This window comes from Virgibacillus carmonensis, from assembly GCF_057836705.1.
In genome coordinates, this window is record NZ_JBYQFJ010000005.1 from 123170 (window position 1) to 139021 (window position 15852).

Genomic DNA, 15852 nt, shown 5'->3' on the forward strand with positions numbered 1-15852 from the left:
ATAGCGCAAACAGAAAAAGATTTTCAAGACCTGTTGAAAGAACAAAACGCCTATAAAGAAACTATCATGTTAACCCATTGGGATATGAGAACAAAAATCCCCAAAAAAAGCGTGGAACAACGATCAGAAGTAGTTGGTTTTTTATCGGAGAAATTGCATCAACTAGAAACTTCAGAGAAAATGAAATATTTTATCGATGTATTAAAGGATTATTCTGAGGATAAAGTACTCCAAAAGGTAGTTGCCACATGTGAAGAAAACTATGAACGTAGTCGTAAAATACCAGCCGACGAATACAAAGAATATGTTATGCTTCAATCGAAATCGGAGTCAATTTGGCAAGAAGCCAGAGAAAAAGCAGACTTCTCATTGTTTCAACCATATTTAGAAAAACTCGTGGATTATAATAAGAAGTTTGCCAATTATTGGGGTTATGAAGACCATATTTATGATGCATTACTTGATAACTACGAACCTGGTGTCACTGTGAAAACATTAGATCAGGTTTTTCCAGACCTTAGAAAGTCTTTGACTGACTTACTAAATAAAATCTCAGCAAGTTCGGTTACACCTGACCCTTCTATATTAGAAGGACATTTTCCAAAAAGTGACCAAGAAGCTTTTAGTCTGGCTGTTTTAGAGAAAATGGGGTATGACTTTTCTTCTGGGCGTCTAGATGAAACTATCCACCCGTTTGCGATTGCATTAAATCAAAATGATGTACGTGTTACAACACGTTATGATGAAGCAGATTTCCGCACAGCAGTTTTTGGCACGATACATGAAGGCGGACATGCTTTATATGAACAAAATATCAGTAAATACTTGGCAGGTACACCACTTTCTGATGGTACATCAATGGGAATACATGAGTCTCAATCATTATTCTGGGAAAATTTTGTTGGTCGGACGGAATCATTCTGGAATTCCCATTATGATTTATTTAAATCATATGCTCCAAAAAGTTTTCAGGAAGTTCCATTGGATAAATTCTATCGTGCAGTAAATGAGGTTAAACCATCATTTATCCGAATAGAAGCTGACGAATTGACGTATCCGCTACACATTATGATTCGTTATGAGCTTGAAAAAGCCTTGATTAACGGTGATATTAAAGTCGCCGATCTACCAGGATTGTGGAATGAGAAAATGCAGGAATACGTTGGAATAACGCCAACGAATGACCGTGAAGGTGTTTTACAAGATATCCATTGGTCTGGTGGTGACTTTGGTTATTTCCCATCTTATGCATTAGGCTATATGTATGCTGCACAATTCAATCATACATTAAAAAAAGAGATGGATATTGACAAGCAGATTGCTTCGGGTAATTTTACACCTATAAAAGAGTGGTTAACAAAAAACATTCATCAATACGGAAAAATGAAAAAACCACTAGAAATTGTGAAAGACGTAACTAATGAGGATCTTAACTCTAAATATCTAGTGAACTATTTGACAGAAAAATACTCAGATATATAAGCTTTAAAATTAACAGACAGGACCCTTTAAAAGTCCTGTTTTTTTCATAAGGTAATATTTTTTTCATAAACGTGCATCATAAATGAAAGATAATGAGGTGATGAAGTGGTTTATATTGGTTCTGTTGGTCTAGGTATCCCTAAGTATGAATTACTGCAAAATGATGTCAAACAGCTTGTAAAACATATTTTTCCGTATAACGAAAAACAATTAGAACGTTTAATGCCTGTTTATGATCATGCGAGGATTGATAAACGCCAACTTGTTGTTGAAAAAGATTGGTTTAAAGATAAGCATACATTTAAAGAAAGAAATGATTTATATCAAAAATTCGCTATCGAGTACTCACTTGAGGCGATGGATCATTGTTTAGGAAATGAAAATCATGTAACAAATACCATTCCTTATGAAGCAATTGATATGATCGCTTTTGTATCAAGCACAGGTATAGCTACTCCATCCCTAGATGCACATCTCATTAATGAACGTCCCTTCCGATCAGATGTTTCCCGAATGCCTTTATGGGGACTAGGTTGCGCTGGTGGTGCTATTGGACTGTCCCGTGTCTTTGATTGGATCACAGCTAACCCGAAGAAAACAGCACTTTTAGTGTGTTGTGAATTATGTAGTTTGACGTTCCAAAAAGATGATTCATCCAAAAGCAATATAGTCGGAACTGCACTTTTTGGTGACGGTGTAGGCGCAACATTACTAATTGGAGAGGACTCACCATACAGAAACTATAATAAAAAAAATATACCTAAAATAAAAAAAAGTAGCTCACACACAGAAAAAGATACATTGTCAGTGATGGGGTGGGATGTAACAAATAACGGTTTAGGGGTCGTTTTTTCTAAAAGTATTCCAAGCCTTGTAAATTCACTTTGGAAGAGTCATGTAAGCGGCTTTTTATCTGAAAATCAAATCTCTAAAGATTCCATTCACTCATTCATTGCACATCCTGGCGGAAAAAAGGTATTAGAGGCAATGGAGAGTGCCTTGCAGATTTCAGGTGAGAAACTTGTTCATTCCTATCACGTACTAAAAGACCATGGAAATATGTCCTCTGCTACAGTACTATTTGTTCTTAATGAATGGATGAAAGAAAATGTTAAGGATAATGAAATAAGTATTTTATCATCATTAGGGCCAGGATTTAGTTCCGAATTGTTATTGTTGGAGTGGTGTAAATGACAACATGGATATGGATTATAATTGGAGTTGTAGTTTGTCAGCGTTTAATTGAGTTAGTTATTGCACGAAAGAATGAAGCATGGATGCTGCGTCAAGGTGGGGTAGAACGTGGTGCCGAACACTATAAATGGTTTATTGTTGTTCATGTATTGTTTTTTATAAGCATTTTTGTGGAATGTTTTCTTAGAGATAACTCAGTTGAATCGATAAATTATTATCTGTTTAGCATATTTATCCTTACTCAACTGGCACGTGTTTGGTGTATTGTAAGCTTAGGCAAGTTTTGGAATACAAAGGTAATTATCCTACCAGGTGCTACTTTACGAACAACTGGCCCGTATAGCTACATTAAACACCCTAATTATATAATTGTAGGAATTGAATTATTTGTGATTCCGCTACTTGTGGGGGCACCGATTACTGCAATAATTTTTCCGCTCTTACACATTTTCATCCTTCTACAATGGCGACTTCCGGTCGAAGACAAAGCCTTAGCAGATGTACAAACAATAACAATAAAAAAAGGATAACGCATTGTGATAAAAAAACAATACGAATCAGCTTCATCGGGAAGAAGAGGTGGCTTCTTTTGGGGCAACGCAACTATACGCTGCCCCTTTATTTACAGTAACGTTTTTCAGCAAAAGCATAAGGATTTATTTTTCAAATAGCTTCGCGAAAGATTCCTTTTTCATTTCGTATTCTCTTGCACGTGTAAGTCCTTGTTTTAATGCTTCGATCTCTAGTTTTAAATCATATATTTTTTCTTTCTGTTTTTCCGTATACTTTATACGCTTGTCTTGTTCATTTTGCTGTGCATGTAAGGCTTTTAACGACTCTTTATGGTCCGAGACATTCGCTACGATTTTTCCGATTGTCTGCATAACCGTTAAAATATTTTCTTTGTAATTTCCTTGATCTAATGTCGGTTGTACATCCTCTATTGTTTTCTCTACTGTAGTAGGAAAATTCTTATTCGCTAACATTTTCATGATCTGTGGCTTTTGATATTTTTGATTTTTACATTCTTTGATAAATCTCAAAACGTCAATAGCTTCAGGATGATAATATGTAACATCCTTCCGCTTCGATTCCGGGATATAAAAGTTAAAATCCTCGATCCAATTTGCCGCAGTGTTTTGTGGAACACCAACTATATGGCACAAACCGTTGATACTTAACAATTCCAATGTTTTCACCGTCTTTCTTTTTTTGTCACTGTTAGTATTTTTTTACTGATTTCCAACCATACTCTTATACTAAAGAAAAAAATTGGAATGAATATGTGATAAATGTGGAAAAAGTGAGTAACGAAGTCTATGAAGAAACTAAGCATGATTCAATTCCCTATGCAGAAACTGGGGTAAGTGTTTTTTTGCTTCAGTAATTTCAATAATCCTGCTATGAATACGGTTAAACGAATGAAGATTCAATAAGGAAGGGGATCATGATACCTTGTTATGGTAAAAAGGGAATCCCAATCATAATTCCACCTGGTACGGATATCTGTCAGAAGTATGGGTTTCCATCTGTAACGGAATTATTTTAAGTAGGGAAAAGATGTTGATGATAATGAACTTTGACTTTGATATACCCAAATTTGCAGGTTTATAAAAAGATTGACAAAATAATGTAAGCACTGCACAAATGCAGTGCTTATTAATAAGAATAGTAAATAACTACCCTTTTTTGTGCATGAATTTTGCTATATACATAAATGGTGTATCGATTAATGCTACTACAAGTTTTATGACATAAGTTGTAAAAAAGATTTCCAGCCAAATATCGAACGGGAATTGACCGTAAAAAGCTATACTGCAAAACACGACGGTATCAAGCAACTGACTAAGCATCGTACTACCGTTGTTTCGAATCCATAAAAATTTTGTTGATGGGAATAGTTTTCTAACCTTGTCATAAATCCAAACATCAAAATATTGACTGACGATATAAGCGGCCATGCTACCAAGAGCGATTTGCGGAATTAATCCAAACAATGTAGCGAGTGCACCTTGGGCAATATCATTTTGGCCAGGTTCAAATACCAATGCAATTTGCATCATAACTGTCATCGCAAGTAAGGCAGAAAACCCCATCCAAACTGCTTTTTTCGCATCCTTTTTACTATATTTTTCGTTTAAGATATCTGTAGCTAGATATGCAGTTCCATAGATAATATTTCCTAATGTAGCAGTTAAACCAAATAGTTCCACTGTTTTAAGTACTTGAATGTTTGCTATAACAGTAGCCATTCCAATCCAAACAAACAGCCCCATCTTACCAAACAAACGATAAAAAATAAGCAGTAAAGAAAAATTTACAAGAGCAAACAAAATCCAGATTAGTTCATTAGACATGATAACTTCCTCCTTAGTTTTGATAAAGCGGGAGTTTGCGAACCGCGGAAAATCAACAAAATTCATTATACGGATTCTTATTTATGATTACAAGAAAACATTTAAATCAAAAAAACCGGTAATCAGTTAAGATTACCGGATCCATATATTTGTACATTATAATTTTTTTGTAACATTAGCTGCCTGTGGGCCACGTTCACCTTCAATAATTTCAAATGAAACCTCTTGACCTTCTTCTAATGTTTTAAAGCCTTCTTCTTGAATTGCAGAATAATGTACAAAAATATCTTCTCCATTTTCAACTTGGATAAATCCATAGCCTTTTTCTGCATTAAACCATTTTACTGTACCGTTTTCCATGTGATTATCCTCCTAAAAACTTTCACGTCAAACGTGTTAATACAAAGCAGATAAGTACCCTTAGAAGGGTAGGAACAAATAGACATTTTTGTTAATGATTCCATCTTCTTTGCTTGTGTCCAATATATCTTATTTAGATTATTCAGTCAAGTAGAAAAACCTATATTATAATAGACTTTTCGTAATGATAGTATCTATATGTAAGCGTTATTTTTTAATTTTTCATATAACTATTTTTCAATATAAGGTACACTAGAAATATCGATAAATGAAAGGGATGTAGTGATGAAATCAGATATTGAAATTGCGCAAGAAGCAAAACTAAAACCAATAAGAGATATAGCGAAAGACCTTCATTTAACAGAAGAGGACTGGGAGCCTTATGGGCACACAAAAGCCAAATTATCAGATAAACTGCTAAACAAGTTGCAGGATAAACCAAATGGTAAGGTTATTCTGGTAACGTCCATCAATCCAACTCAAGCTGGAGAAGGGAAATCAACTGTAACAGTTGGTTTGGGACAAGCATTAAATAAATTGAATAAAAAGGCTATTATAGCTTTGCGTGAACCTTCACTTGGTCCCGTGATGGGCATGAAAGGAGGAGCTGCTGGTGGTGGATATTCACAGGTATTACCGATGGAGGATATAAATTTACATTTTACTGGAGATTTGCATGCTATAACTAGTGCAAATAACGCACTGTCTGCCATCATTGATAATCATATTCATCGTGGTAATGAATTAAACATAGATCCGCGAAGAGTGGAATGGAAACGTGTCATGGATATGAATGATCGAGTTCTCAGGCAAATAGTTGTAGGGCTTGGCGGACCGCTTCGAGGAGTTCCTCGTGAGGATGGATTTACCATTACTGTGGCATCTGAAATTATGGCTATCTTATGTTTATCTATTGGAATAGAGGATTTAAAAGAACGTGTATCACGAATTGTAATCGGTTATACATATGATGAAGAACCAGTTACGGTAAAAGATCTAAAAATTGAAGGAGCATTAACATTACTCTTAAAAGATGCTATAAAGCCAAATCTCGTTCAAACCACCGAAAATACTCCTGCAATTATCCATGGCGGGCCCTTTGCTAATATTGCACACGGATGTAATAGCATCATGGCAACCAAAACAGCTGCAAAACTTGGGGATTATGTTGTAACAGAGGCAGGTTTTGGTGCAGATTTAGGCGCAGAAAAGTTTCTAGATATTAAGTCAAGAGCTGGTGAGATTGATACAGCCGCTGTAGTAATTGTGGCAACGGTACGTGCCTTAAAAATGCATGGTGGTGTTGATAAGAATAATCTGAAAGAAGAAAATGTTGGGGCACTTAAAGACGGAATGACCAACTTGAAAAAGCATATGGAAACAATTCAACAATTCGGTTTGCCATATGTCATTGCAATTAACAAGTTTCCAACGGATAGTGAAGCTGAAACTGATTTCATACAACATTGGTGTGAATCCCATGGAGCGGAAGTTGCATTAACCGATGTGTGGGCAAGAGGTGGAGAAGGTGGGATAGATCTAGCTAAAAAAGTAATGGCTAAAGCAGACTCCAATGATCGTAATTTTCACTACACCTACGATGTTAATGAAACGTTAGAAACGAAAATTCGAATGATAGCACAAAAAATTTATGGAGCAGATGATATCGAATTATCCCAAAAGGCAAAAAAACAACTTATGTTCTATGAAAAGCAAGGTTGGGGTAAGCTACCAATTTGTATGGCTAAAACTCAATATTCTTTAAGTGATGATCCAACATTACTAGGTCGACCTGAGGGATTCACAGTATCGATTCGTGAATTACATGCATCAATAGGTGCAGGATTTATTGTTGTGTTAACAGGGGAAATGATGACAATGCCAGGATTACCTCAGAAACCAGCAGCATATAATATGGATGTAATGGAAGATGGGAAAATAGTAGGGTTGTTTTAATGGAGAGTGAAAAGGATCAGATTTCCTCAATACGAGAATATGTCTACCATCTATTTCATGATGATTCTACTGGACATGATTTTCATCATATGAAACGTGTTGCCCAAATGGCTATAACTTTAGCAGTGAAAGAAGGAGCCGATTTATTTATTTGTGAATCGGCTGGATGGCTCCATGATGTTGGAGATCAGAAGTTATTTGCTAATCCAGAACTAGCCAGAAACGAAATGGATGTTTTTTTAACAAAAATAGGAATTGAGCGGAACACAATCAACCAAATCTTTGCAGCTATTGACGATGTTTCCTTCAGTAAAGGTAATATACCAGATACATTAGAAGGGAAAATCGTTCAGGATGCGGATAGATTAGATGCGATGGGTGCAATTGGTATAGCACGGGTTTTTGCGTTCGGTGGAACAAAAGAACAGCTTATCTATCATGATAATAATCCAGAAAATACATCTATCCAGCATTTTTATGAAAAGCTACTGAAATTGAAAAAACTGATAAATACCCAAACAGCAATAAAAATAGCACAGGAACGTCACGTTTTTATGGAAAATTATTTAGATCAGTTCTTTCTTGAGTGGAAGGGCTGATATAACCTTTACCTAATCATTAAAAAAGCGCTCCGTCCTTCCGTATTAATAAAGGAATTTTACTTTTTTTATGGAATAGTAATAGCTATGGGAGGTTAATTTATTCATGGGGATACAAACAGAGGTAGCAAAACATGTTTATCGGCTAATGGAATTGCATGAAGCATTTAGTAATGGTTTGTACGAGGAAATGAATAACTATTATTCTAGTGATTTCAACGGTTGGATATACATGCCTGGGTTTGGCGAATTAGAGTACTTTAATGGGGATGAAATAAAGGAAGGGAATCAAGAAGCGGCAAAGTACTTTGGGGGTAAAAAAATTGGATTCAACTTAACAGGTCTTACAATTGTTCCACAGAATGAAGAGCAAGCAGTTGTTTCCTATCAAGTTATACATAAACACGAAACTAAAATGGTACGCGCCTTAAACATGGAAGTGTGGAAGAAAGAATCAGATGGTAAATGGAGAATTATTAGGCTTTACCAGGAAAAAGGAGTAAGTGAATAACAGGGGGAGTCGAAAGGAGAAAAACGTATGACACTAGATCCACAGGTAAAAGTAATCCTAGATCAAATTAACGCAATACAAATGCCACCTTGGGACCAAATAGACGCCGAATCATACAGAAAAGTAGCAAATCAGAGTATAAGTATGGATGTACAAAAGGAAGAGGTAAAAAAAGTTGAAGATCAAACACTGCCTTTAGATGGTAGAGATATTTCTGTTCGTGTGTATACACCAGACGGAGAAGCGCCACATCCAGCTTTAATCTTTTATCATGGTGGAGGTTGGGTGATTGGTGATTTGGATAGTCATGATTCTGTTTGCAGGATGCTAGCAAACAAAGCACGATGTGTTGTGATTTCGGTAGATTACCGCTTGGCTCCAGAGCATAGGTTTCCTGCTGCAGTAGAAGATGCCTACGACTCCTTGCACTGGGTGGCGACAAATGCAGAGAAATTTAATATTGACCCAAAAAGGATTGCTGTTGGTGGTGATAGTGCGGGAGGGAACCTAGCTGCAGTAGCGTCTATTATTGCAAAGGAAAAGAAGTCTCCAAAAATTGTTTATCAACTGTTGCTTTATCCATCGACAGGTTACGAGGAAGTACCTGATTCAATGCGTGAAAATGCGGAAGGCTATTTGTTGACAGTAAAACAAATGAATTGGTTCCGTGACCAGTATTTTAGTGGTAAAGAAGAATGGAAGCACCCCTATGCATCCCCGGTACTATATTCAGATCTAAAGAATTTGCCGCCTGCGTTGATTATGACAGCTCAATATGATCCTCTTCGTGACGTTGGAAAAGCATATGCTGAGAAGCTGCAAGATAATGGTGTCACAGTCTTTTCAAAGAATTATGAGGGTTTGATCCATGGGTTTGCCAACTTTCACACACTCGTTGACAAAGCAAATGAAGCTCTTGAAGAAGCAGCAGAACAGCTACGCATAGCATTTAATCCTTAATCGACATTTTTTAGAGCCCCTAGAAGCTTCTAGGGGCTTAAGTTAAGATTTACAAATCATCTATTTAACTCGTTTTGCACCGAGATATTTATTTTTCCAATAGGAGTAGCCCATATCCGCTACTTTTACTCCATTTGAACCTGCATGTATGAATTTCTCATTGCCGATGTAAATACCCATATGGGAAGGGCCAGGTTTATATGTCTCAAAAAATACTAAATCACCAACGGATGGTTTTCCAACAGGTGTGGCAAAATTCCACATGTCGCTAACTGTTCTTGGTACGGTAATGTTTTGCGTTTCAAAAACATATTGTATAAATCCGCTACAATCAAAACCGTTTACTGTATTACCACCCCAAACATATGGAGTGCCCATTAGTGAACGGGCAACGCTAACTGCTCCTTGATTTGTAGACTTTTGTACATCCACTTTTTTTGCCTTCTCTTCTTTTTGTTCAACTACTTTGGTCTTTGATTCTATTTCCTGCTTTGTTTTCTGTTCTATCTTTTCTTCTTTATTTTTTTCAAGTTTCTGATCAACAGCAATATGCAGCGTATGTAAGTGTGTTTCTGTGATCTCTTTTGTTAAATCAATATCGTGTTTTTTTTCAGCAATTGTAATTGCCTTTGCTGTTAACGGTCCATAAATGCTATCAATTTCGCCTTTGTAATAACCAAAATAGTGAAGAGCTTCTTGGACAACTTTAACGTCTTTACTTTTCATACCAGGTGAAATTGAATCCGAAAGGTTTATTAACTGGTCAAGATATTTTTCCTGTTCAGCTTTTATAATGATGTGAAGGGTTTGCATATCTGCTTGACCAGTGACAAAAATACCATGGTCTCGCTGAAACCTTTTTAAAGCATGTTCTGTTAATATGTTGTAATCTCCATCAATTTCATCATCAAAATAGGATAACTTATTTAGCTTTTGCTGTAGAACGCGAATAGACTCACCGTGCTCACCGTAGTTCAAATCTTCAGCTTCTAGCAGTATTTTACTCTGTATCATCGGATAAGAATTCACATAAACAGCGAACGGCTGACTTAAAACATAGCTGTATAGGAACGAGTGTTTCACTACATGTTCTAAAGTAGCATTTGGCACACAACTATCCCCTCTCTAAATAAGATTATTCCTAACAGATTTATGTCAAAAAAGTTCTAGATATGACCTTATGAGTTTACGTTTATGTTACAATAAATGCAGATAAATGTTATGAATATCCTATTAAAGCGTGGAGGCGAGCGAATGCTAAATGGTGAACAAGCGTACTTGAATATGTGCCAGCATGTTCTTGATAATGGAAATAAAAAGGAAGACCGAACAAATACAGGTACTTATTCTGTTTTTGGCCATCAATTACGGTTTGATTTAAGCCAAGGATTTCCACTATTGACTACAAAAAAGGTTCCGTTTCGCCTAGTTGCAAGTGAATTATTGTGGTTTATTAAAGGGGATACAAATATTCGTTATTTGTTGGAAAATAACAATAATATATGGAATGAGTGGGCATTTAAAAACTGGGTGGAAAGTGCAGAGTATACTGGTCCAGACATGACGGATTTTGGAAACCGGTGTCAAACGGACGATACATTTAACAAGCAGTACCAGGAACAAATGACAATTTTTAAAGAAAACATTCTACAAGATGATACCTTTGCAGAAAAGTTCGGAGATTTAGGCTCTGTATATGGCAAACAATGGCGTAATTGGAAGACATCACAAAATGAAACAATTGATCAGTTAAAAGAAGTGATTGATTCCATTCGAAATAAACCAGATTCCAGAAGGCATATCGTTTCTGCTTGGAATCCAGAGGATGTTCCTAACATGGCGTTACCGCCGTGCCATACAATGTTTCAATTTTATGTTGCTGATGGGAGGTTATCCTGTCAACTATACCAAAGGAGTGCAGATATCTTCTTAGGTGTACCGTTTAATATTGCAAGCTATGCTCTTTTAACCCATTTAATCGCACATGAATGTGATTTAGAAGTTGGAGAGTTTATTCATACTTTTGGAGATACACATATTTATGCGAATCATATTGACCAGGTGAAAATTCAACTTAAGAGAGATGTTAAGGCATTTCCAGAACTAATCTTAAATAATGAAAAAACAAGTATATTCGATTTTGATATCAATGATTTTGAATTAAAGAACTATAATCCACATCCGAGTATTAAAGCTCCGATAGCTGTATAATACTTTAATCAAAAGGAGGGTTTCTTTATGCTATCTTTTGTTGTCGCAATGGACCGTAACCGTGTAATAGGTTTAAATAATGATTTGCCATGGTATTTGCCAAAGGATCTGAAGTTTTTTAAAGAGAAAACAACCGGACATACTATGATCATGGGGCGAAAAACATACGATTCACTCGGGGGGCCATTACCAAACCGGAAAAGTGTTGTTTTGACAAGCGAGAATCCATCGTATCCTGAAGAAGTTGACGTGATACATGACGTTAACACAATTAAGGAATGGAATGAAAAACAACCAGATAAAGAGTTTTTAGTAATCGGTGGGGCAACTGTCTTCGAACAAGTATTACCATTTGCAGATCGCATGTATATTACCTGGATTGATGAATCATTTGAAGGTGATACACAATTTCCTGCTTTTTCTGGAGAAGATTGGAATTTAACAAGTAAAGAAAAAGGGGAGAAGAATGAGAAGAATCCGTATGACTACTTCTTCCTGCAATATGATCGGAAAAAGTAAATGAGAACGTGTAGTGTGATATTAGCCGGTGGGCACTCCACTAGAATGGGCACGAATAAAGCCCTTCTCCCATTACAGGGGAAGACAGTTATTGAATACATTGTAGATGAAATGCAAAGTATAAGCGATACAACGGTCATTAATTCTAATGATTTAGCTTCTTATTCCTTTCTTGAACTTCCAATAATCCAAGATCGATATATCGACTATGGTCCTCTTGCAGGATTGGAGGCGGCTTTATCGCAAGTGGATGCTGATACCTTTATCGTTAGTGCGTGTGATACACCATTTGTCAATCAACATATCTATTTTTATCTTCTAGATCAATTAGAAGGATTTGATGCGGTTATCCCGGCTTATAAGGATAAAATGCATCCACTTTCAGGAATATACAGTAAAAACATCTTACCTATCCTTCAAAATCAATTAAATAAAGAGACGCGTAAGGTTAGATTGTTATTTGACCATATTCAAGTGAAATTTGTGGACGAGTTCACAAGTTTTTCCAATAAGGATTTAGAGAAACATTTTTTTAATATGAACAATCTAACACAATATGAAGAGGCCAAGCGGATATAGGTTGTTATCCCGTTAAGAAACATGTTAAACTGTAAGCGAATAATGTAGAAATTATCATTTTGAACATAGTGTGTATCTTTTAAAAATAATACCATGAGAACTGTATTAAACAGTATAATGAAACTATCTAATAAAGAAGGTGTTATAAATGTTATCAAGTATTGGAGTTCCTGGATTAATTTTAATTCTTGTGATAGCCTTAGTTGTTTTCGGTCCAAAAAAGTTACCGGAAATTGGAAAAGCTGTTGGTCAAACATTACGTGAATTCAAAAACTCTGCTCGCGATTTAACAAGTGATGCTGCAGATGAAATTAAAGAGACAAAGGCGATTGTGAAAGGGAAAGAAAGTAAATAATATCTTTCGGAGTGATTATATATGTTGAGTAATATTGGAGTTCCTGGATTAATTATTATCCTTGTAATCGCATTAATTGTTTTTGGTCCATCTAAATTACCGGAAATCGGAAAATCGTTTGGTAGTTCATTGAAAGAATTTAAGAATGCTACTAAGGATATTATGGGTGATGACTCTGATAGTAGAGACAAAAACGACAAGACATCAACTAAAAACTAATGTTAGAAGGTGTAGGGGTATAGCCTTGCATCTTCTTTTGTGCTTAAGCTCTAGGAGAGTGAAATAATGTCTGAAGAAGAACAAAATCAGATGGATAAAGAAATGAATCTCACAGGTCATTTATCCGAACTTAGGAACAGATTAATTGTAACGGCTATCTTTTTTGTAGTGTTTTTTATTGTTGGATTTATTTATGTAAAGGATATCTATGGTTTTTTTGTTAACGATCTTGATTTTACATTGAATGTTATCAGTCCAGGAGAAATCATATGGATTTATTTTTCAATGGCTGGTCTTGTTGCTGTCGTTGGTACAGTTCCGATTTTATGTATGCAAGTTTGGTTATTTATTAAACCCGGATTAACACGTAATGAACAAAAAGCATCTTTAGCATACATACCTGCTATTTTTATTTTATTTTTGATTGGTTTAGGGTTTGGTTACCTTCTTTTTGTCCAGTTAATTTTACCATTTCTTTTATCATTGAATGATGGTATGTTTAATGAACTTTTCACTGTAGATAAATATTTCACATTTATGCTGCATGTAACCGTTCCATTTGCTGTACTTTTTGAAATTCCAATCGTGGCCATGTTTTTAACTAGTTTGGGTGTAATTACACCAGATTATATGAAAAAGGTTCGGAAATATGCATACCTTGTTTTAGTAATTATTGGGACCATTGTTACACCACCGGATTTTATACTGCAGATTGTTGTGGCTGTACCATTGATAATTTTGTATGAGATTAGTATTTATTGTTCAAGAGCTGTCTACAAGAAAAAAATGAAAAAGCATCAGGAGTTTATGGACAACGACACAATTGAGTAAGTGAGGTGCATGGGGATGCGTTCTTTTTATCATTTTATTTTGACATATCGAGGGAAAAAGAAGCCAACTGATCAAAGTCGTTTAGCAGATTTCGTTTTTTACGACCTTAGTTTTCCGAAACATTCAACTGATTATGATGAAATTAGTGATTATCTAGAATGGAACAGTCCCTTTACAAATGCTTTACAAGTATTTGATGATCTCTGGGATATATATACGACAAAAGAAAAGTAAGCTTGCTCTGGTATATCACATACCAGAGCTTTTTAATTGCTTAGGAAATTATAAATTTAGAACATTGTGGATAAGTGAGGTACATCATCAGTCACACGTCCAGCTCCAGCGCCCAATGCCTATTGCCCTTCCCGCATTCCTTACGACAGTTCGATATTAGTTGAACGTCCTTAATCGTTTACGCTTTTCGTGTTTCCTTTATCTCATGCGGGTCCGTCCAGGTTATACGGCAATAACAGGGTGCTTGCGTTAATCGAACAAACGTTCTTTAATCAAGAGAATGATAAAAATGTCACTAAAAACATGATAAAATAGTAGAATGGGGGAATAATCATGAAAATTTTACATACAGCAGATTGGCACTTGGGGAAAATTGTAAATAGTGTACACATGACCGAGGAACAAGATTATATATTAAATGAATTAATTACAATTATACGAAATGAAAAACCAGATATTATTATTATAGCTGGTGATTTATATGATCGCTCTGTACCGCCTAAAGAAGCAGTAGAATTATTAAATAGGGTATTAACAACATTAATTGTTGACTTAAAAATTCCCGTCTTAGCGATTTCTGGTAATCATGATAGCCCAGATCGTCTGGATTTCGGGACTCAATTATTTCGTTCCCAGCAGCTTTATATAAAGTCAAAACTTGATGTGGATTTGGAGCCTATTGTTATTGAAGATGAACATGGACCGGTTTATTTTCATTTAATTCCCTATTTAGAGCCTGCTGAGGTACGGGCAATATTTGATGATGATTCAATTCATTCGCATCATACCGCAATGGAAGCAATCATCAATAAAATCAAAAAAACAAATAATATGACGGAACGACATATTATCATTGGACATGCTTTTATAGCAGGTGGGATGGAATCAGAATCAGAAGAACGATTATCTATGATTGGTGGAAGTCCATATGTCGATGCTAGCTTATTTCAAGAATTTTCATATGTGGCTTTAGGTCATTTACATCAAGCACAACGCATAAAAAGTGACGTCGTTCGGTATAGTGGATCTATTCTTAAATACTCATTTTCAGAAGTGACACATAAAAAATCTGTGACAATGGTGGACATGAAAAATGATGGGAAGAGTAGCTTCTCTTATATCCCATTAAAGGCCAGACATGATATGCAAGTAGTTGAAGGTTATTTTGATGACTTAGTAAATAACCCAATAGAAAATAAGGACGATTACTTACACATTAGTCTATTAGATAACGGTCAAATAATTGATCCAATGAATAAGCTACGTAAAATATATCCAAATATATTAAGACTAGAACGTAAATCTCTAACATCATCAAACAGTTTGAATGACCTCCAAAAAATCAGACAACAACAAACTAAATCACATACGGAACTATTCGCCCAATTTTACGAAGAAATTAAAGGTGAACAAATTCCTGAAGCAAGTATGCAACATGTTGAAAAGGTCGTACAACAATTAGTAACAGACGAAAGGGGTGAATAA

The 15852-nt window shown here is 35.6% G+C and carries 19 protein-coding genes; 15 read left to right on the top strand and 4 right to left on the bottom strand.

What is annotated here, in order from left to right; all coding sequences use genetic code 11:
* The 3 genes from AC3G7N_RS05840 (at nt 1) to AC3G7N_RS05850 (ending at nt 3206) form a co-directional block, all read left to right on the top strand.
* Nucleotides 1–1482 carry a carboxypeptidase M32 gene (locus AC3G7N_RS05840; protein ID WP_489421295.1) on the top strand — a complete coding sequence of 494 codons (1482 nt, stop codon included), beginning with the start codon at nt 1–3 and terminating at the stop codon, nt 1480–1482.
* A gap of 105 nt (nt 1483–1587) precedes the next feature.
* Nucleotides 1588–2676, top strand: a complete 1089-nt coding sequence (locus tag AC3G7N_RS05845; protein WP_489421204.1) for a type III polyketide synthase — start codon at nt 1588–1590, stop codon at nt 2674–2676.
* Entirely contained in the window at nt 2673–3206 is a 534-nt protein-coding gene (locus tag AC3G7N_RS05850; protein ID WP_489421205.1) for an isoprenylcysteine carboxyl methyltransferase family protein, read from the top strand. Before AC3G7N_RS05845 ends, AC3G7N_RS05850 begins: the two co-directional genes overlap by 4 nt.
* A gap of 126 nt (nt 3207–3332) precedes the next feature.
* Here the strand turns inward: AC3G7N_RS05850 and AC3G7N_RS05855 are convergent, their stop codons facing one another.
* From AC3G7N_RS05855 to AC3G7N_RS05865, 3 genes are all read right to left on the bottom strand, one after another.
* Entirely contained in the window at nt 3333–3875 is a 543-nt protein-coding gene (locus tag AC3G7N_RS05855; RefSeq protein WP_489421206.1) for a MerR family transcriptional regulator, read from the bottom strand.
* A gap of 480 nt (nt 3876–4355) precedes the next feature.
* Nucleotides 4356–5033, bottom strand: a complete 678-nt coding sequence (locus AC3G7N_RS05860) for a queuosine precursor transporter (RefSeq protein WP_489421207.1) — start codon at nt 5031–5033, stop codon at nt 4356–4358.
* Nucleotides 5034–5189: 156 nt separating this feature from the next.
* Nucleotides 5190–5393, bottom strand: a complete 204-nt coding sequence (locus AC3G7N_RS05865; protein ID WP_489421208.1) for a cold-shock protein — start codon at nt 5391–5393, stop codon at nt 5190–5192.
* Nucleotides 5394–5678: 285 nt separating this feature from the next.
* Here AC3G7N_RS05865 and AC3G7N_RS05870 point away from each other — a divergent pair, with 285 nt between their 5' ends.
* The 4 genes from AC3G7N_RS05870 (at nt 5679) to lipP1 (ending at nt 9419) form a co-directional block, all read left to right on the top strand.
* The gene (locus tag AC3G7N_RS05870) at nt 5679–7349 is read left to right on the top strand and encodes a formate--tetrahydrofolate ligase (protein WP_489421209.1); all 1671 of its coding nucleotides are present in this window, start codon (nt 5679–5681) and stop codon (nt 7347–7349) included.
* Nucleotides 7349–7948, top strand: coding sequence for an HD domain-containing protein (locus tag AC3G7N_RS05875; RefSeq protein ID WP_489421210.1), 600 nt, complete (start codon nt 7349–7351; stop codon nt 7946–7948). The genes AC3G7N_RS05870 and AC3G7N_RS05875 overlap by 1 nt, the downstream gene beginning before the upstream one ends.
* Nucleotides 7949–8054: 106 nt before the next feature.
* Nucleotides 8055–8459, top strand: coding sequence for a Cif family virulence factor (locus tag AC3G7N_RS05880; RefSeq protein ID WP_489421211.1), 405 nt, complete (start codon nt 8055–8057; stop codon nt 8457–8459).
* Nucleotides 8460–8486: 27 nt separating this feature from the next.
* Nucleotides 8487–9419, top strand: a complete 933-nt coding sequence (gene lipP1 / locus AC3G7N_RS05885; protein ID WP_489421212.1) for a LipP1 family hormone-sensitive lipase — start codon at nt 8487–8489, stop codon at nt 9417–9419.
* 60 nt (nt 9420–9479) lie between these two features.
* Here lipP1 and AC3G7N_RS05890 read toward each other — a convergent pair whose 3' ends face one another.
* On the bottom strand, nt 9480–10529 hold the full coding sequence (locus AC3G7N_RS05890) for a C40 family peptidase (protein ID WP_489421213.1): 1050 nt from the start codon (nt 10527–10529) through the stop codon (nt 9480–9482).
* A 144-nt stretch (nt 10530–10673) separates the two neighbouring features.
* On the opposite strand from AC3G7N_RS05890, the gene AC3G7N_RS05895 reads away from it, so the two are divergent.
* From AC3G7N_RS05895 to AC3G7N_RS05930, 8 genes are all read left to right on the top strand, one after another.
* Nucleotides 10674–11630, top strand: a complete 957-nt coding sequence (locus AC3G7N_RS05895) for a thymidylate synthase (protein WP_489421214.1) — start codon at nt 10674–10676, stop codon at nt 11628–11630.
* A 27-nt stretch (nt 11631–11657) separates the two neighbouring features.
* Entirely contained in the window at nt 11658–12149 is a 492-nt protein-coding gene (locus AC3G7N_RS05900; protein WP_489421215.1) for a dihydrofolate reductase, read from the top strand.
* Nucleotides 12150–12728: a molybdenum cofactor guanylyltransferase gene (mobA, locus tag AC3G7N_RS05905; protein ID WP_489421216.1), complete on the top strand. Its 579-nt coding sequence runs from the start codon at nt 12150–12152 to the stop codon at nt 12726–12728. It abuts the gene before it with no gap.
* A 148-nt stretch (nt 12729–12876) separates the two neighbouring features.
* Nucleotides 12877–13083, top strand: coding sequence for a twin-arginine translocase TatA/TatE family subunit (locus AC3G7N_RS05910; RefSeq protein ID WP_489421217.1), 207 nt, complete (start codon nt 12877–12879; stop codon nt 13081–13083).
* Between the two features lie 21 nt (nt 13084–13104).
* Nucleotides 13105–13302 (top strand): twin-arginine translocase TatA/TatE family subunit, encoded by a 198-nt coding sequence (locus AC3G7N_RS05915; RefSeq protein ID WP_489421218.1) that lies wholly within the window; start codon nt 13105–13107, stop codon nt 13300–13302.
* A gap of 66 nt (nt 13303–13368) precedes the next feature.
* Nucleotides 13369–14133 carry a twin-arginine translocase subunit TatC gene (tatC, locus tag AC3G7N_RS05920; protein ID WP_489421219.1) on the top strand — a complete coding sequence of 255 codons (765 nt, stop codon included), beginning with the start codon at nt 13369–13371 and terminating at the stop codon, nt 14131–14133.
* 15 nt (nt 14134–14148) lie between these two features.
* Entirely contained in the window at nt 14149–14367 is a 219-nt protein-coding gene (locus AC3G7N_RS05925; protein ID WP_489421220.1) for a YozE family protein, read from the top strand.
* 333 nt (nt 14368–14700) lie between these two features.
* Nucleotides 14701–15852: an exonuclease SbcCD subunit D gene (locus AC3G7N_RS05930; RefSeq protein ID WP_489421221.1), complete on the top strand. Its 1152-nt coding sequence runs from the start codon at nt 14701–14703 to the stop codon at nt 15850–15852.